Source organism: Sneathiella aquimaris (genome assembly GCF_026409565.1).
In the GTDB taxonomy this organism is placed as follows: Bacteria; Pseudomonadota; Alphaproteobacteria; order Sneathiellales; family Sneathiellaceae; genus Sneathiella; species Sneathiella aquimaris.
Genome location: NZ_CP112881.1, coordinates 1,993,112 through 2,010,643, shown reverse-complemented (window position 1 = coordinate 2,010,643; position 17,532 = coordinate 1,993,112). Strand labels below are relative to the sequence as shown.

14 protein-coding genes are annotated in these 17,532 nt (G+C 47.7%); 3 read left to right on the top strand and 11 right to left on the bottom strand.

Translation table 11 applies throughout. From position 1 onward, the window contains the following. Positions 1-84 precede the first annotated feature (84 nt). On the top strand, positions 85-1,542 hold the full coding sequence (gene hydA, locus OIR97_RS09535) for a dihydropyrimidinase (RefSeq protein WP_169545411.1): 1,458 nt from the start codon (positions 85-87) through the stop codon (positions 1,540-1,542). 76 nt (positions 1,543-1,618) lie between these two features. Here hydA and OIR97_RS09530 read toward each other — a convergent pair whose 3' ends face one another. The 11 genes from OIR97_RS09530 to OIR97_RS09480 form a co-directional block, all read right to left on the bottom strand. Next, positions 1,619-2,338 (bottom strand): substrate-binding periplasmic protein, encoded by a 720-nt coding sequence (locus OIR97_RS09530; protein ID WP_169545410.1) that lies wholly within the window; start codon positions 2,336-2,338, stop codon positions 1,619-1,621. Positions 2,339-2,504: 166 nt separating this feature from the next. Beyond that, positions 2,505-3,506 carry an ABC transporter substrate-binding protein gene (locus OIR97_RS09525; protein ID WP_407696680.1) on the bottom strand — a complete coding sequence of 334 codons (1,002 nt, stop codon included), beginning with the start codon at positions 3,504-3,506 and terminating at the stop codon, positions 2,505-2,507. 83 nt (positions 3,507-3,589) lie between these two features. After that, on the bottom strand, positions 3,590-4,726 hold the full coding sequence (locus tag OIR97_RS09520; protein ID WP_219821711.1) for an ABC transporter permease: 1,137 nt from the start codon (positions 4,724-4,726) through the stop codon (positions 3,590-3,592). After that, entirely contained in the window at positions 4,723-5,640 is a 918-nt protein-coding gene (locus OIR97_RS09515; protein ID WP_169545408.1) for an ABC transporter permease, read from the bottom strand. Before OIR97_RS09515 ends, OIR97_RS09520 begins: the two co-directional genes overlap by 4 nt. After that, positions 5,633-6,424, bottom strand: a complete 792-nt coding sequence (locus OIR97_RS09510; protein WP_407696679.1) for an ABC transporter ATP-binding protein — start codon at positions 6,422-6,424, stop codon at positions 5,633-5,635. Before OIR97_RS09510 ends, OIR97_RS09515 begins: the two co-directional genes overlap by 8 nt. Before the next feature lie 135 nt (positions 6,425-6,559). Further along, on the bottom strand, positions 6,560-7,795 hold the full coding sequence (locus tag OIR97_RS09505) for a Zn-dependent hydrolase (protein WP_169545407.1): 1,236 nt from the start codon (positions 7,793-7,795) through the stop codon (positions 6,560-6,562). A gap of 14 nt (positions 7,796-7,809) precedes the next feature. Further along, a complete protein-coding gene (gene preA / locus OIR97_RS09500; protein ID WP_169545406.1) occupies positions 7,810-9,084 on the bottom strand; it encodes an NAD-dependent dihydropyrimidine dehydrogenase subunit PreA in 1,275 nt (424 codons plus the stop codon). Positions 9,085-9,098: 14 nt separating this feature from the next. Then, on the bottom strand, positions 9,099-10,445 hold the full coding sequence (locus OIR97_RS09495) for an NAD(P)-dependent oxidoreductase (protein WP_169545405.1): 1,347 nt from the start codon (positions 10,443-10,445) through the stop codon (positions 9,099-9,101). A gap of 173 nt (positions 10,446-10,618) precedes the next feature. Further along, positions 10,619-12,166, bottom strand: coding sequence for an acyl-CoA synthetase (locus tag OIR97_RS09490; RefSeq protein WP_169545404.1), 1,548 nt, complete (start codon positions 12,164-12,166; stop codon positions 10,619-10,621). 166 nt (positions 12,167-12,332) lie between these two features. After that, entirely contained in the window at positions 12,333-13,565 is a 1,233-nt protein-coding gene (locus OIR97_RS09485) for an aminotransferase-like domain-containing protein (protein ID WP_169545403.1), read from the bottom strand. A 126-nt stretch (positions 13,566-13,691) separates the two neighbouring features. Further along, entirely contained in the window at positions 13,692-14,567 is an 876-nt protein-coding gene (locus OIR97_RS09480) for an isocitrate lyase/PEP mutase family protein (protein ID WP_169545402.1), read from the bottom strand. A gap of 284 nt (positions 14,568-14,851) precedes the next feature. On the opposite strand from OIR97_RS09480, the gene OIR97_RS09475 reads away from it, so the two are divergent. Next, a complete protein-coding gene (locus OIR97_RS09475; protein ID WP_169545401.1) occupies positions 14,852-15,529 on the top strand; it encodes a TetR/AcrR family transcriptional regulator in 678 nt (225 codons plus the stop codon). A gap of 111 nt (positions 15,530-15,640) precedes the next feature. After that, entirely contained in the window at positions 15,641-17,524 is a 1,884-nt protein-coding gene (locus tag OIR97_RS09470) for a hybrid sensor histidine kinase/response regulator (protein WP_169545400.1), read from the top strand. Positions 17,525-17,532 lie beyond the last annotated feature (8 nt).

Genomic DNA, 17,532 nt, shown 5'->3' with positions numbered 1-17,532 from the left:
AAAGTTAAAATAGAAAAAATGATGGCCGGGAACTGGGACTTGCGCCACATTATCGCTAGAGAAATGGATAAACAGGAGGTGGGTATGTCAACCCTGATTAGAGGCGGAACCGTCGTCACATCAGAAACAAGTTTTCGGGCTGATGTCTATTGCGAGGATGGCATCATCAAGGCCATCGGTGAAAATCTGGAAGTACCATCAAGCGCAGAAGTGGTCGATGCTGGTGGTCAATATGTCATGCCGGGCGGCATTGACCCTCATACCCATATGCAGCTTCCGTTCATGGGGACAGTTGCGTCGGAAGATTTCTATACAGGAACCGCCGCCGCACTTGCCGGAGGAACGACACAAATTATCGATTTTGTTATTCCTGATCCTGAAGAGCCCATTATGGAAGCCTATCAAAAGTGGCGCGGTTGGGCTGAAAAATCTGTTGCGGATTACAGCTTCCACGTCGCGATTACCTGGTGGGATGACACCGTTCACCGGGATATGGGTATTCTGGCCGAACAGGAAGGTATTAACTCGTTCAAGCATTTCATGGCGTATAAAAATGCGATTATGGTTTCTGACGAGATGATGATGGCAAGCTTTAACCGCTGCCGCGAACTGGGCGCAATGGCAACTGTCCATGCTGAAAATGGTGAAATGGTCTATTACCTTCAGCAGGAAATGCTGAAACAGGGTATCACGGGCCCGGAAGGTCACCCGCAATCCCGCCCACCTGAAGTAGAAGGCGAAGCCGCGAACCGGGCAATTCGGACAGCGCAGGTATTGCAAACTCCGGTTTATATTGTTCACGTTTCCTGTAAAGAATCTTTGGAAGCCATTACCAGGGCGCGCCTGGAAGGCCAACGAGTGTTCGGCGAAGTCCTTGCGGGACATCTCTTGATTGATGACAGTGTTTATTACAACGAAGATTTCGAATTTGCTGCGGCCCATGTAATGAGCCCCCCTTTCCGCCCCAAAGATCACCAGCGGGAATTGTGGCGCGGTTTGCAGTCTGGTAATTTGCAGACAACGGCAACCGATCACTGTTGTTTCTGTGCCCCGCAAAAAGCTGCAGGTCGCAACGACTTTACCCAGATTCCAAACGGAACATCCGGTGTAGAAGATCGCATGGCGGTCCTTTGGGAACATGGGGTTAATCAAGGCAAACTGACGATCAATGAGTTTGTGAAGGTCACCTCAACCAACGCCGCTCAAATCTTTAACATTCATCCGCGCAAGGGATCCATCAGTGTGGGCGCCGATGCAGATATTGTCGTCTGGGACCCTGAAATGACACGGACAATTTCGGTCAAAACCCATCACCAGAACATCGATTTCAACATCTTTGAAGGAATGGAAGTCAAAGGAAGTCCAAGCCACACCATCAGTCAGGGCAATGTTGTCTTTAAAGATGGTCAGTTGAATGTTGTTAAAGGCGCCGGCCGCTATATCAAGCGTCCAACTTTCAACAGTCACTTTGATGCCTTGAAAATCAGAAGAGAAAAAACGGCTCCCAAAAGCGTCAACCGACCTTCTGCTGCCGCCGAGTAAAGGGAGACAAGTCCGATTATTCGTGCCTGTCTAACGATAAAAACCCCCGTCCCGCAACGGGGGTTTTTATTTTGGATTATGGATATTGCTTTCTATTACTGAATAGACGATCGAACTCGCCACTTTTTTGCATGACCTGCAGGTAATAGTCCACTCGATCCACCAATGCTTTATGTTTGATGTTCAAGTAATGATAGAGGTCAAATTCTGTCAGCGCTCGCCCCCGATAAAATTTGTTTTTATAGTTTTTGGCCTTGATTTCGCGCTGGATGCTATGCTCGACAGAGACGACAACGTCAATTCCACCATCAAATAACTTACCTAACATAGCCGAGTAATCATCGAAGTAAACAATATGCGCCTTCTTTGCTATCCTCTCCGCCCAGACAATTCCTCTAATGATTCCAATCCTCAGATTTTTAAGCTCTTTTTGGGAATTGACAATTCTGCCATCGATCGAATAGGCATATCCACTAATACGCATGAAGGGTGTTGGAACCCGGATCAGATTTGGATACAGATCCCCGATTTCAGCAATCCTAAACACAAGGCCATCTGTTTCATTATTTACAGCGGATAAAAGGCTTCGGCGGGCAGGCAATATTTTGAAGGCAACGTCGATGTTCATTTTCGCATAAAGTGCAGTTAAAACGCGTGCCCCTGCTTCATGGGTCGGAACCCCCATACTTTGCGAAATTAGTAAGCGGGCAGGACGTTCGTTCGCAGCCGTATCGTTTTCAAAAACAACCAATACTGCAAGACACAGAACAAAAAAATACCAAACCGCAGATTTCATACAAAGGTTCCAAAATACTACATAAAAACCGACGCTAAAAGACTAACAGAAAAGCGAATTAATATAAGATAAATCTTATTATTTGCAAAAAAAATGAGTAAATTAAGGCTTCAGGATAAAAAAAAGAGGCGCCAAAGCGCCCCTTGATCCAGAAATATGTATTTCGTTATTTAATTTTGGAAGCCATATCCCAAATTTCCTGAGTATAGGCACCAACTGGCGCTTTACTGATCACGGGTGCAGATTTACCAGACAACAGAGTTGCAACTGTCCGTTTATAAGCCCGTTCGTTCAAACGTCCCAGTTTTTCCGTATCAATCAGTTTTGCAATTTCGCCCATCATCCGACGCTGATGTTTCTCAGTTTGTGCACCGGTCGCATCATTTTCAAGAACAATATCCGCGGCTTCATCAACATTTTCGACAGAGTAGTTCCAACCTTTAAGGGATGCTTTAACAAAACGTGCCAGTTTGTCTTTCATTTTTGCATCTTTGAGGCTGTCTTCAAGGACATAAAGACCGTCTTCAAGCGTTGCTACGCCCTGTTCTTCATATTTGAAAACGCTGAGTTCTGCCGGCTTCAGACCTGCATCCAGAACCTGCCAGTATTCGTTATATGTCATTGTAGACACACACGCGGCCTGTTTCTGCAATAGAGGGTCAACGTTAAAGCCCTGTTTCAATACCGTAATATCCGCCCCGGTACCGTCTGTTTTCAGACCCAGTTTGTCCATCCAGGAAAGGAACGGATATTCGTTTCCGAAGAACCAGACGCCCAAAGTTTTCCCTTTGAAGTCTTTAGGGCCCGAAATTCCCATGTCCTTACGACAGGTGAGCATCATGCCTGATTTGGAGAATACCTGTGAGATATTGACAAGTGGAACACCTTTTTCCCGTGTTGCCAGTGCAGAAGGCATCCAGTCAATGACCACATCTGCCCCGCCACCGGCAAGAACCTGTGCTGGAGCAATATCCGGTCCGCCCGGTTTAATTGTAACGTCCAGGCCAACTTCGTCGTAAAAGCCTTTGTCTTTTGCAACATAGTAGCCCGCAAATTGTGCCTGAGTGACCCATTTTAACTGCAATGTCAGCTTATCTGCTGCTTGTGCCGTTACGGCCGCCAAACTCAGCATCGCTGCTGTCGCCATTAACCCAATCTTTTTCATAATCTTCACCTCTCCTGTTAGACTTTTATATTTGTTTCTTCCCTTATTATTTTTATCTTTATTATCCTGTATAAATTCTTCAGCGTCTAGCTTCTTGAACTCCGATATGAGGGGTGCCAGAAAGTAAGTGACCTCTCAATTATTGCAAGAATACCGTAAAATAACGAACCGGCGACCGCAGCAACCGCAATTGTCGCCCAAACGATATCCACATTCATTCTTCCTACTTCTGTCGAAATGCGAAATCCCATCCCGACAATCGGTGTTCCAAAAAATTCTGCCACGATCGCCCCGATCAACGCCAGCGTGGAATTAATCTTCAATGCATTAAAAATGAACGGCAACGCATTTGGTAATCTGACGAAGAAAAGAGTTTGAAAATAAGACGCTGCGTAAGACCGCATTAGATCCTTTTCCAGATGGCTGGTGGCCTCCAACCCTGCTAGCGTATTCACCAGCATGGGGAAGAAGGTCATGACAACAATAACTGCCGCTTTTGACTGCCAGTCAAACCCGAACCACATCACCATAATGGGCGCAATACCAACAATCGGAATAGCACTAACCAATGAGCCCAAAGGCAACAGGCCCCGCTGCATGAACGGAATTTTGTCGACGAGTATGGCGACCAAAAACCCCGATCCGCACCCAAAAGCAAACCCGCTCAACACAGATTTAACAAAGGTCTGGTAAAAATCACCGGCCAGAATGTCCAGATTTGCCATAAATGCCAAACCAATCAAATCTGGGCTTGGTAATAAGACCGAGGGTACCTTGAAACCGGTTGTAACGACCTGCCAGATGTATAAAAGCCACATTCCAAACAACGCCGGCACCACAAGGGACAGAAGCTTGCTATCCTTCACCTGCCCTGACATATGTTCCATGGCACGCCAGGCATAAAATCCCAGCCCGATCACAAACAGCCATAGGCCATAAGCGCTAAAGGAATGAACGGTATTTGCTTCGATTAAGGCAAGCGGTGCAGCCGCTGCAATTATAACCCCGGCAATAACCACCAGGGCCCCCCCCCTGCCGGTTGGCCGTGTGATCATATAAAAAACGGCAATTGCCAGCCCGATGATCGCCAAACTAAGCGCAAACATATCATTGGTCCAGCCAAAGCCTGCCTCTTCCACCATGCCAACGGGAAAAAGCAGGGAAAGAAGCCCCAGTATCAGAAAAACCAACATGGGGCGATCTTGAGATATTGTCCTGATCATGCCCTATATCCCATTTTACTCATTACAATTTTTTCAATCATCGACACCAGATAAACCAGCAACATTCCCAAAACAGAAGCCACGATCAACGCTGACCAAATCTGAATGGTTTGTCCGTAATAGGAACCGCTTAGCAACCGCGCACCGATACCAGAAACCGCGCCCGTTGGCAGTTCACCAACGATTGCACCAACAAGACTGATGGCAACAGCAACTTTCAGGGATGTAAATAAAAACGGAACCGATGCAGGGACTCTGAGCTTCCAGAAAATCTGACCTGTTGACGCACTATAGGTTCTCATAAGGTCCATTTGTAGAACATCGGGAGAACGAAGCCCCTTGACCATGCCAATGGTAATCGGGAAAAAGCACAGATACATGGAGATAATGGATTTTGGAATTGTACCGGTAATACCCAAATTCCCCAACACCACAATAATCATCGGCGCAATTGCCAGAATTGGAATGGTCTGCGAGGCAATAACCCAAGGCATCAGACTGCGGTCCAGTGTCTGGACATGGACAATTCCCACAGCCAACAGGATCCCCAGAATACTTCCCATCCCGAAACCTAACAACGTGGCTGAGGTTGTCACCCAAGCGTGATAAACAAGGCTGCGTTTTGAGGTGATTTTCTTTTGAAAGACGGTTTTATTGATTTCGGTTGCGATTTGATGCGGGGCCGGCAGGATGGGCCGCTCCATCGCCCATGCATCCGAAATCAGTTTTTCTGCATCCCAGGAAATATCATTGCGTTCGTAATTGGAAATCAGGGTATCTTTGTTCAGATACACTGCCCCTGCATACCAAATAACAAGAAGACTGAGCAGAACTGTTAGAACCGGCAGCGTTTTTCCGTAATAGAGCCTCTGCCAAACTGTGGCACCCGCTGGATTAAGTGCCATATCAGTCATCGTATGAATGTCCTGCCCTAAGCCCTTCGCGGACCCGATGGGCTATTTCCAGAAATTCTGGAGTTTCCCGAATATCCAGTGTTCGGTCCCTTGGAAGATTACAATCAATGACATCGGTAATCTTACCAGGCCGCGGTGACATTACGACAATTTTTGAAGAAAGAAACACAGATTCAGGAATAGAATGGGTTACGAAAATAACCGTTTTTCCTGTTTGATCCCACAGCCGGAGCAATTGTTCGTTCAAATGATCCCGTGTGATTTCGTCCAATGCCCCAAATGGCTCGTCCATTAACAGAAGGTCAGGTTCAACTGACAAAGCCCGTGCGATGGAGACCCGTTGCTGCATCCCTCCTGACAACTGCCATGGAAACTTTTTTTCAAACCCTTCCAGGTTGACCAGCGACAGATTTTTTCTGGCTCGTGCCAACTGTTCTTCTTTGGAAAGCCCCATGATTTCAAGGGGAAGCATGATGTTCTTCTGAACCGTTCGCCATGGATAAAGCGCTGGCGCCTGAAACACATAGCCATAAGCGCGTTTCTCACGGGCCTGTTGCGGCGTCATTCCATTAACAGAAATCGTTCCATTCGTCGGTTTTTCCAGATCGGCAATAACGCGCATAAGCGTGGTTTTACCGCAACCAGATGGTCCAATAAAAGAAACAAAGTCCCCTTCATTGATCGTTAAATCCACATCACTCAACGCGTGAACCGGAGCATCCGGTGTCTCGAATATTAAATTCAGCTTTTCGATCTCGATGACCGGTTTTCCCATATCAGTCATCGCATTCGTCCCTTCGTCAAGCCCCAATGATCGGTGCATCCCAATGCTTTACCTCTCTTATACAAACGCAGTCAGGACCTTTCTTTTACAGAAAGGTTCCCATCCTGAACAACGTACTCTTTTCGATTACACTTGTTACGCTACATTCGCCCGTTCCACAACCGCATGCAATAAAACATTGCAACCGGCAGCAAGATCTTCTGGGGTGGCTTCTTCAAGTTCGTTATGACTGATCCCGTTTTCACACGGAACAAAAATCATCCCGGTCGGGGCAACACGATTGATATAGCAGGCGTCATGCCCAGCACCGGAAATAATGTCCATATGGCTGTAACCAGCCATTTCTGCACCGTGACGAACTGCTTTGACACAATCTTCATCAAACGCAACGGGTGGTGAATACCAGATTTGTTCGAATTCCAGTTCAAAGCCGCCTTCTGAAGTGACTTTTTCAGAATATTCACGAAGCTCGCGATCCATTTTAGACAAAATTGCATCGTCAGGATGGCGGAAATCGACAGTGAAGAACACTTCACCCGGAATGGTATTTCTGGAATTAGGGCTGGATTGTATCAAACCCACAGTTGCACAGGCATATGGCTGGTTGTCCAGTCCAATCCGGTTTACCTCTGTCACGATTTTTGAGGCTGCCACCAAGGCATCTTTTCTGCGGGCCATTGGTGTTGGGCCGGCATGGGCTTCCTGACCGGTTACTTTAATTTCGTACCAGCGTTGCCCTTGAGCGCCTTTTACAACGCCAATTGTTTTTTCTTCATGCTCCAGAATAGGACCTTGCTCGATATGGGCTTCAAAGAATGCTTTAATTTCGCGGCCCCCTACTTCTTCATCACCGGCATAACCGATGCGTGCCAGTTCTTCGCCCATGGTCTTTCCGTCAAGATCGGCACGGCTGAGACCGTAATCCAAATCAAAAACACCAGCAAAAACGCCGGATGACACCATGGCAGGCGCAAATCTGGACCCTTCTTCATTTGTCCAGACCGCAACTTCAACCGGATGCTTGGTCTTTACATCATAGTCATTGAGTGTCCGAAGAACCTCAAGACCCGCCAGAACACCGTAAACACCGTCATACTTACCGCCGGTCGGCTGAGTATCCAGATGGGAGCCCATCATCACAGGAGGCAAATCATCATCCTGACCGGCCCTGCGAGCGAAGATATTGCCCATTTTGTCGACTTTAATGGTGCATCCAGCATCCTTGCACCAGTTGGAAAAAAGGTCCCGACCGTCTTTATCAAGATCAGTGAGAGCCAGGCGGCAACAGCCGCCCTTTTCTGTTCCGCCGATTTTCGCCATTTCCATGAGACTGTCCCAAAGACGATCCCCTGTTACATTCATATTTTTCATTATCAATTCACCACTTATTCTGCTGCTGTACGGTGAGGATTTCGTGGATCCTGATTCCAGTTCATATACGGTTTCCCGTTGTCCTGTTCGACCATCGTAATACATTCATCAACCGGACAGACCAATTGACACAGGTTACAGCCAACACATTCTTCGTCAACCACTTCATAACGACGATCGCCATCAACACGACCCGCTGTAATCGCCTGATGGGACGTATCTTCACAGGCAATATGACAAAGCCCGCATTTGATACATTTGTCCTGATCAATCAGCGCCTTAACGTCATAGTTCATGTTCAGCTGGTTCCAGTCCGTGACGTTCCCCGACGCAAGGCCGCGGAAATCATCAATGGTCTTGTACCCTTTGCTATCCATCCAGTTTGACAGACCCGTTTTCATATCATCAACGATTTTAAAACCGTGATGCATGGCGGCGGTACACACCTGAACAGTTCCGCATCCAAGAGAAATGAACTCGGCAGCATCGCGCCAGTTGGAAATACCACCAATGCCGGACATTGGAATATTCTGACATTCAGGATCACGTGCGATTTCGGCGGTCATATTCAAAGCGATTGGCTTCACGGCAGGGCCGCAATAACCGCCATGAGCGCCTTTTCCGTCCACGGTGGGGGTCGGCGCCATGATATCCAGATCAATATTCACAATCGAATTGATTGTATTGATCAAAGAAACCGCGTCTGCACCGCCGCGCACTGCTGCACGAGCAGATTGACGAATATCCGTAATGTTGGGTGTTAATTTAACAATAACCGCCATATCCGAATGCTGTTTGCACCAGGCAGTCACCATTTCCACATATTCAGGAACCTGACCAACCGCGGCGCCCATGCCGCGTTCTGACATGCCATGCGGACAACCGAAATTCAGTTCGATCCCATCGGCACCGGTTTCTGCGACCCGTCCAAGAATATATTTCCACGGCTCCTCTTCGCAGGGGACCATCAATGAAACAATGATCGCCCGATCCGGCCATGCTTTTTTAACCCGTTTGATTTCTTCCAGATTAACATCCAGCGGACGATCTGTGATCAGTTCGATATTATTCAGCCCTGCCATCCGCTGACCACCATAATTGATGGCACCATAACGAGATGAGACATTCACCACCGGTGGATCTTCACCCAAAGTCTTCCAGACAACGCCGCCCCAGCCTGCTTCAAAGGCACGAACAACGTTAATTTCCTTATCCGTCGGAGGCGCACTGGCCAGCCAGAAAGGATTGGGGGTTTTGATTCCTACGAAATCATAGCTTAAGTCTGCCATTTTATAATCCTTCCTCAGGCGCTTAAATATTTGTCGATTGCATGGGCGGCAAGTTTACCGTCCTGAACAGCGGCTACTGTCAGGTCTTCTCCGCCCAAAATGCAGTCACCGCCTGCATAAATTCCGCTAATGGAGGTTGCTTTGTCGTCGTTGACGACAATTCGGCCATCCTGCACTTCAAGACACGCGGCCTCTTCCGTAACAGGGTCGGCAACAAAGACCTGCCCAATTGCTTTAAAGACCATATTTGCCTGTAGGGTGAAGGTTTCGCCGGTGCCGTTCAGCTTACCGTCGTTGCCAATTTCCGTATATTCAAACTCCATTCCTGTCACGACACCATCAGATGACAAAATCCGCGAAGGTTTGGCATAGTGACGAATGGTTACGCCGTTAATCTGTGCATATTCCTGTTCGTGATGGGTGGCGCTCATGGCGTCAGGCCCCCGGCGATACACAAGGGTTACTTCTTCTGCCCCCAAACGTTTCGCCTGCACAGCCATATCAATTGCCGTGTTACCACCGCCGATCACGACAACTTTGCGCCCAATCGGAACATCTGTTTTCGTGGATGACTGGCGCAGCTGAGCAATAAAGTCGACCGCATTATAAACACCGCTGACACTTTCATCATCGAGGCCAAGAGACCGTACCGCGCCTAAACCGCCGCCAAAGAAGACAGCATCATACTCTGCCTTTAATCCAGCAAGTGAAATGTCCTTGCCAAGCGCCTGGCCATATTTGATCTCGATACCGCCAAGGCTTAATATGAAGTTGACTTCTTCCTGCGCAAAATCGTTGGGAACTTTGTAGGCTGCAATGCCATATTCGTTCAGTCCGCCAGCTTTTTCTTTTGCTTCAAACACAACAACATCATGTCCGAGCATCGACAGACGATGGGCCGCTGAAAGACCGGCTGGTCCTGCCCCGATGACTGCGATTTTTTTACCGGTTGACGCGGCCCGTTCAAAAGGCTGCTCGCCGGTTTCCATCAACCAGTCCGTGGCAAAGCGTTGCAGTTTACCAATTGTAACCGGTTTACTTTCCTGCGTGGTCCGCACACAGGCTTCTTCGCACAGAATTTCAGTTGGACAAACCCGTGCACAGGCACCGCCCATGATATTTTCTGTCAGAATATCGATGGCAGAACCGCGATAGTTTTCTGTCTGAATTTTGCGAATAAAGTTTGGGATATCGATCCCTGTCGGACAGGCTTCCATACATGGTGCATCAAAGCAAAAATAACAGCGGCTTGCTTCAATGCCAGCTTGCCGCGGATCCAACGGCGGATACATGTCCTTAAAATTTTGTGAGAGCTCGTCAGCGGACAGACGTCCGGCTGCGATATCTGCGATATCACCCATCTTGATAGTTCCTAGCCCAGTTAAACTTATACCCCGGCATAGCGCCGGTTTTCCCATAAAAAAACCATAGCTAGAAACTGACCAAATGGTCAAGAAATAATTTGACCATCTGGTCAGGTTTTATTCCGTTTGCCTATACATCTATAAAAGAACGTTTAGAAAACCCTTGTATATCATTGTATTTTCGAGCCTTTCTCAAATTGCTCGCGAAGCGTCCGTTTTAGAATTTTACCCGTCGCATTTCGAGGTAGGGCTTTCACAAAGGTCACATTCTTCGGAATCTTAAAACTGGCAAGCTGTGATCTGCAATGCGTCAAAACTTCATTTTCGGTTGTTGTGGCACCCGCTTTCAAGACAAGGACGGCGCATCCTGTTTCGCCCCACTTGTCATCTGGCAAGCCGATAACCGCGGCCTCCACAACTTCATCCAGTTGATACAGAATATTTTCTACTTCAGCGGGGTAAACATTTTCCCCGCCCGAGATATACATATCTTTCGTCCGGTCCAGAATATAGTAGAACCCGTCTTCATCCATCCGGCAGGCGTCTCCCGTGTGCAACCAACCATCTGTAATGGTTTCGGCAGTCGCATCAGGTCTGTTCCAGTAACCCGGGGTAATGTTGGGCCCCCTCACCCATAATTCGCCCATTTCGCCTGGGACGACGTCCTCACCGTTCTCATTAACAATGCGGACTTCATTATGCAAAACAGGTTTTCCGGTGGAACCCGGTTTGGCCATCGCCTCGCTTGTATCCAAACCCAGAACCGTGGGGCTGGTCTCGGTCATACCGAAGCCCTGAGCGATTGAAAGTCCCCGCGCATGATAGGTTTCCAACAAAGGAACCGGCACCGGTGCCCCCCCGATTCCCGCCGTCTTGATGCGCGAAAAGTCGGTTTTTTGGAACTCAGGCTGTTGCGCCATAAATTGATAATTCGCTGGAACCCCAAAGAAATGGGTGAGACCATACTCAGGATCCCCGATAATCCGAAGACATTCGACAGGATCAAAATTACGCATGATATATACAGTACCGCCTGCATGAATTACGGGGTTGGTATAACAATTAAGGCCGCCCGTATGAAACAGGGGCAAAACCGACAGATGAACGGTATCAGGGGAAATCCGGTGTGGCATGCCCAGATTGATGGCATTCCAAAAGGTCATGCCATGGGTGATCATCGCCCCCTTCGGCAAGCCCGTTGTGCCAGAAGTATACATAATCGCCGCCAAATCATCATGGGTTAAGTCCGAAATTGAAGCAAGCGGTGTATTATGGGATATGCCGTCTTCATAGGCCGTTTTTCCGCCCGCCCCATCTGCCTCGATCACATGCCTGACACAGATCACCTCGGCGGCCACAGCGTCTGCAACCTCTTTGAATTCAGACCCGCAAATTAATATTTCAGGCGCAGCATCGCCCGCGATAAACACCAATTCAGGGACCGTTAGACGCCAGTTAAGCGGCAGGAATACGGCGCCGACTTTATTACAGGCAAACTGAATTTCCAGAAAATCGGTTGAGTTGGCCATTAAAACCCCAACCCGATCCCCTTTTTTGATGGATAACTCGTGCTTAAGATATCCGGCGAGCCGGCTACACCGATCGTTAAATTCAATCCAGTTATAGGATCGCCCGCTTTCCAGATCACAAACGGCTTTTTCAGTTCCGCGGAAATTTGCGTGATGCTCCAACCAGTCAAATACTCGAACCGATCCCATGGTCCCCTCCCTTTATTATTGTTATAAAAAAAGGATAGCCAAAGAAAATTTCGATTAAAAGCAACTAATTGTAGAATGCGGAAAAAGGCTCCCCTAACACCACCACATAAATGCAAAAAAGCCGGCAAAAAGCCGGCTTTTTATCATTTCGCACCATGACACTAAATCAAGCAACCTGCGCCATTTGTTCTCTTTGAATAAGGGCGCACAGTCGCTTCATACCATCACGGATCACATCAGGGGAGCAGGTCGAAAAAGAAAGACGCAATGTGTTGGCCCCTTTTTCATCGGCAAAAAACGCTTTCCCCGGAACAAAGGCCAGTTTTTCGTGAGCAATGGATTTTTCAAGCAGATCTTTTGCGTCCATCCCTTCCGGCAACGTAATCCAAACGAACATACCGCCCTTGGGGACAGTGTAGCTGGCACTATTGGGGATATATTGCCGTAAAGCGTCCAGCATCGCATCGCGGCGCTTTCCATAGACTTCCCGTAAAATCGCAACATGTTCGTCCAGGCCATTGAAAAAAAGCTCATGGGCGATAATCTGATTAAGGGTCGAAGTATGCAGATCATTGGCTTGTTTCAACAATACCATTTTATCCAAAATGATCTTGGGGGCCGTCGTCCAGCCAACACGCAAGGCGGGCATCAATGTTTTTGAGGCTGTGCCCATTTGAATAACAAGGCCCTTTTCCTGCCATTGCCCTTTGCCCAGAAACGCGCCTTCAAGCTCTAGCAACGAAGGCGGAGGCGGGGCATCATAATACAGGGTTCGATAGGCAGTATCTTCAAAAATAACAACGTCATACTGATGGGCCAGCTCGATAATCCTTACACGACGATCTTCTGGAATTGTCATGCCACCCGGATTCTGAAAATCAGGAATTGTATAAAAAAGCCGCGCGCCTTTTTTAAAGGCTTCTTCCAGACTTTCAGGGATGATTCCGTTTTCGTCGGTATCAACAGTGATGTAGTCAGGTCTGCGGGTTCCAAAGACCTGCAAGGCACCCAGATATGTCGGACTGGCAACGGCCAGTTTGGTTCCGGCCTCCAGGAATATGGTGGAAAGAAGCGTAAGGGACTGCTGCGCACCATTGGTGATCAGAACGTTTTCTCGCTCTAAAATCGTGTTTTCAGTTGAACATCGATCAGCTATCCAATCGCGCAAAGGTGCATACCCTTCCGTCTGGGAATATTGCATAGCCTGGCGATCTGCCGCCGGATTTTTCTCAAGATTTATTCGAATATCCCTGACGCGGTCCATGGGAAATAACTGCGGGTCGGGTATCCCGCCAGCGAAAGACAAAATTTCTGGATCTTCCAGAATTTTCAGCAACTCCCTGATTTCAGATGCTTTAATCGATTGTGCATCTTTGGATAGTCTGTTTTCCCAATTCATTACGAAGCCTTTCACACCTTAAGTGTCAGCACTATTGACCTTTATTTAGTTGCGCGTCAAGTCAAATTATTGGAATTAACGAAAAACAATTTACCCAAAGTTGAAACAAAAAGCAGCCAGAAACATTTAGCAGGCCCAGCCAGAACCAATCCATCTTCCATGTTCGGCGAACAGGTCGGCCTTACGAAACAGCCCGTCAATACTGTTAAAGCTGGCCGACTGGTCCAAATCCTCAAACGAGCCCGATTGCAAGATACGATTGGTCGCCGTTATCATTGCGCCATACGCCACGCGAGACAAGGCCGACCCCGTACTGATACGCTTAACACCTGCTTTTTGAAGTTGCCCAAATGATACCCCTTCAAGACCGATGCCCGCGACCACATTTACGGGTTTGTCGACGGCCTGACAGACATCAGTGATGGAACCCAGATCTGGTAAACCCGGGGCGTATAAAACATCAGCACCGACAGACTGATAGCCCCTTAATCGGGCGACGGTATCGTCCAGATCTGGACACCCATTCAGAAAATTTTCTGAACGCGCAGTCAGAACGAAATTAACATCCAGCTTTTTTGCCCGTTCGCTGGCAGCCGCAATTCGTTCGATAGCACAATTCCTGTCATAAAGCGGATTCTCAGGATCACCCGTTGCATCTTCAATGGTGCAACCTGACAAACCTGTTTCAATCGCCCTCTCGACCGTTGTTGCCACCTCCTCTGGCGTATGGCCATATCCATTTTCAAGATCAGCGCTCACCGGTAAATAGGTCGCAGACAGGATCTGCTTTGCGTGCGCCAACGCCTGTTCCCGGCCAATCTCCCCCAGATCACTCGGCCGTCCTTGTGAAAACGCATATCCCGCACTTGTTGTGCCCAGGGCTTCTGCTCCCAAAGCCGTCATCATTTTCGCGGAGCCAATATCCCAAGGGTTTGGCAGAACAAAGGTATTTTTCCGAAAGTGTAACGCTGAAAAGCGCGCGCGCCGCAATTCTATGTTCATTTGTCCGCCCCTTATCGTCCCTTTTTTAATGCAGTTTGTTCCCTTTTTGTTCTATACCTCTTTCCCTTACGGTATTCAACCTTTTTTCATAAGGGAACTCAGCCTGAAGTTTAATCAGATCTTCCCTTGCTGATCCGCTCGTTAAAATGCTACTCAGCCGGTTTAACGGTGTATTCACGCACATTTATTGACCATCTGGTCAAGTTTTAATAGAATAATAGTATCCTTCAGGCATTTAATCACCATTCTCCTGATACCGCATATAATAGAGGCCACGCTTACATATGTCAGAAAAAGAAGCCGTCGCATTAAATAATCAGGGTCGCATTCGCTTGGAAAACCGGAAACGGATCATGGACGCTGCGGAAAAAGTTTTTGCCGAAAACGGATTTAGAGGATCAACAACGGCCTCTATTGCAAAACAGGCGGGATTGCCCAAAGCGAATATTCATTACTATTTTGGCACGAAGGAAGAATTGTACAGGACCGTTGTTGATGAAATCGTCGAGTTGTGGCTTTCTTCTTTTCGGGAAATCACGGCGGAGGATGACCCGGCGTCGACCCTTGCTGATTATATCCGCGCGAAAATGGAGCTTTCCAAAAACCGGCCAGAAGCCTCCCGCGTGTTCGCCAATGAACTCATTCGGGGAGCGCCGCGTATCAAACCCTATCTCTCAGGGGATCTGAAAGCCTGGGTTGAAAAAAAATCAGCGGTTTTGGATACTTGGATTGAGCAAGGCAAAATGGCGCCCGTTGACAGTAAACGGCTCATATTTCATATATGGGCGATGACGCAGACCTGGGCGGATTTTGAGATCCAGTGGGCCTCTGTCCTTGGGCGGGAGGAAGGTGTTCTCTTAGATGAAGATTATGAACAGGCCACAAATTCCATCATTACAACAGTGCTTCGCAACTGCGGTTTAATGCCTTTGCCAGAGCGGTTGAAGAATGGAACTTGTTGAATGTTATTGCTTTTGTAACAATTCCACATGACTTTTAGGATTTCCGAGACTACTCTTTATTAGAATTTATTGTGTTATCGGAGATAGAAGCTGGCTGACCCAAAAAAAGACATGGATTCTGCGCTTTCTCTTGCCCATGTTGGGTACTGGCGTATAGACGTTGAGACGGAGGAGCTATACTGGTCCGACGAGCTCTATCGAATTTACGGCCTTGATCCGGCAAAAGTAAAAATCACCCGTGACCTGGCCAAGTCCTTTAAACTTCCAGAAGACACTCATCTGTTTGCCGATCTGTTTGATACATATGCTAAACAAACGGGCCCGAAGGAGTTCCAATACCGGGTTCGACGACAGGATGGCGTTATCCGGTATGTTCGAGGTGTCTTTGAACCCGAGTATGACGAAAACGGAAAACACGTCGCTTATTTTGGCATAACACAGGACATTTCCTATTTAAACGAAGCCCTGAAATCCAAAGAAATGAGCGAAGACCGGTTTGCGGATCTGATTGAACTTGCTGCTGATTGGTATTGGGAAATGGATGACCAGCTCAGGATCACTTATATTTCTGATAGAATGACGCAGGTAACTGGCCTGAAAAAGAAGGACTTTATTGGTAAAAGCCGTGGTGAAATGCGGTATGGCACAGATATCGATGAAAACTGGGAATCCCATCTGGACGATCTGGAAAATCGGCGTGCTTACAAAAATTTTATTTATTGCCATCAGGATCCCAGCGGAAAGACGCATTATTGGTCGACCAATGGCAAACCCGTCTTTGATGCCCACGGTGCCTTTTTAGGATACCGCGGAACAGGCACAGACCTGACCAAAGAAATCGAATTGGAGGAAAAGCTACGTCAGTCTCAAAAAATGCAGGCCGTTGGCCAGCTTACTGGCGGTGTGGCCCATGATTTTAATAATATACTCGCAATAATTCTTGGAAACTCAGAGCTAATTCAAGAAAAACTGGAAAATGGTCAACCTATTTCAAAAAGCTCTATTGAGGCGATCATAAAGTCCGCGAACAAGGGGGCTGAACTGACGAATAACCTTCTCGCGTTTTCTCGTAAACAGGATTTACAGCCGTCAAACATCTGCCTGAATGAGGAACTTGTCGACGTTATAAAGTTTCTCAAACGCACCTTGGATGAAACCATTCAGCTTCATGTTAAACATGAAGAATTCTTGTGGCGATGCGTTGCGGACGTCGGACAGGTTGAAAATGCCCTGCTAAACCTGACACTAAATGCCAGAGATGCAATGGACGATGGGGGGCAAATCGCCATCACGACAAAAAATGTTACCCTTGATCAACAGGAAGCTCAGCCTCTTGATCTGGACGCGGGCGATTATATTCTTTTGACGGTATCGGACACAGGACGCGGGATACCAGAAGAAAACCTGAAGCATATTTTCGAGCCCTTTTTTACAACAAAGGAAATCGGCAAAGGCACGGGCCTCGGCCTGAGTATGGTATATGGGTTCGCCAAACAATCGGGCGGCAATGTAGTAATTGACTCGCAAACCGGGAAAGGAACGGTTGCCAAACTTTATCTTCCAAGATCACAACAAGAAACGAAAACGCGGGGGACAATGATAAATCAAAAAAATATACAAGGAAGTGGCTCTATTCTGGTTGTCGAAGACGATCAGGATGTTTTAAGCCTGATTGTCGCGCAATTGAACAGCCTCGGATACGATGTGTGCGCCGCCGAGAATGGGCCAAAGGCCCTCGATAAACTGACAGAAACTCCGACCATCGATTTATTGCTGACAGATGTCGTTTTACCTGGCGGCATGAAGGGTCCGGATATTGCCAAAGCAGCCGCAGAAATTATCCCGAACATTAAAATTGTTTTTATGTCCGGATACACAAAAGATGCTTTTGAAGATAACGAGACCGGCCAAATACCCATCACGCTTTTAGAAAAGCCTTTCAGGAAGGCGGATTTATCACAGGCAATCAGTACGGCGCTGGCGGCCAGTACTTAACGGCAGGA

What these genes read in the sequence shown, in the direction of transcription:
- preA (WP_169545406.1), bottom strand. Translation starts at nt 9,084, where the DNA reads ATGGCAGACTTAAGCTATGATTTCGTAGGAATCAAAACCCCCAATCCT.
- hydA (WP_169545411.1), top strand. Translation starts at nt 85, where the DNA reads ATGTCAACCCTGATTAGAGGCGGAACCGTCGTCACATCAGAAACAAGT.
- OIR97_RS09520 (WP_219821711.1), bottom strand. Translation starts at nt 4,726, where the DNA reads ATGATCAGGACAATATCTCAAGATCGCCCCATGTTGGTTTTTCTGATA.
- OIR97_RS09515 (WP_169545408.1), bottom strand. Translation starts at nt 5,640, where the DNA reads ATGACTGATATGGCACTTAATCCAGCGGGTGCCACAGTTTGGCAGAGG.
- OIR97_RS09490 (WP_169545404.1), bottom strand. Translation starts at nt 12,166, where the DNA reads ATGGGATCGGTTCGAGTATTTGACTGGTTGGAGCATCACGCAAATTTC.
- OIR97_RS09510 (WP_407696679.1), bottom strand. Translation starts at nt 6,424, where the DNA reads ATGACTGATATGGGAAAACCGGTCATCGAGATCGAAAAGCTGAATTTA.
- OIR97_RS09485 (WP_169545403.1), bottom strand. Translation starts at nt 13,565, where the DNA reads ATGAATTGGGAAAACAGACTATCCAAAGATGCACAATCGATTAAAGCA.
- OIR97_RS09470 (WP_169545400.1), top strand. Translation starts at nt 15,641, where the DNA reads ATGGATTCTGCGCTTTCTCTTGCCCATGTTGGGTACTGGCGTATAGAC.
- OIR97_RS09495 (WP_169545405.1), bottom strand. Translation starts at nt 10,445, where the DNA reads ATGGGTGATATCGCAGATATCGCAGCCGGACGTCTGTCCGCTGACGAG.
- OIR97_RS09530 (WP_169545410.1), bottom strand. Translation starts at nt 2,338, where the DNA reads ATGAAATCTGCGGTTTGGTATTTTTTTGTTCTGTGTCTTGCAGTATTG.
- OIR97_RS09505 (WP_169545407.1), bottom strand. Translation starts at nt 7,795, where the DNA reads ATGAAAAATATGAATGTAACAGGGGATCGTCTTTGGGACAGTCTCATG.
- OIR97_RS09480 (WP_169545402.1), bottom strand. Translation starts at nt 14,567, where the DNA reads ATGAACATAGAATTGCGGCGCGCGCGCTTTTCAGCGTTACACTTTCGG.
- OIR97_RS09475 (WP_169545401.1), top strand. Translation starts at nt 14,852, where the DNA reads ATGTCAGAAAAAGAAGCCGTCGCATTAAATAATCAGGGTCGCATTCGC.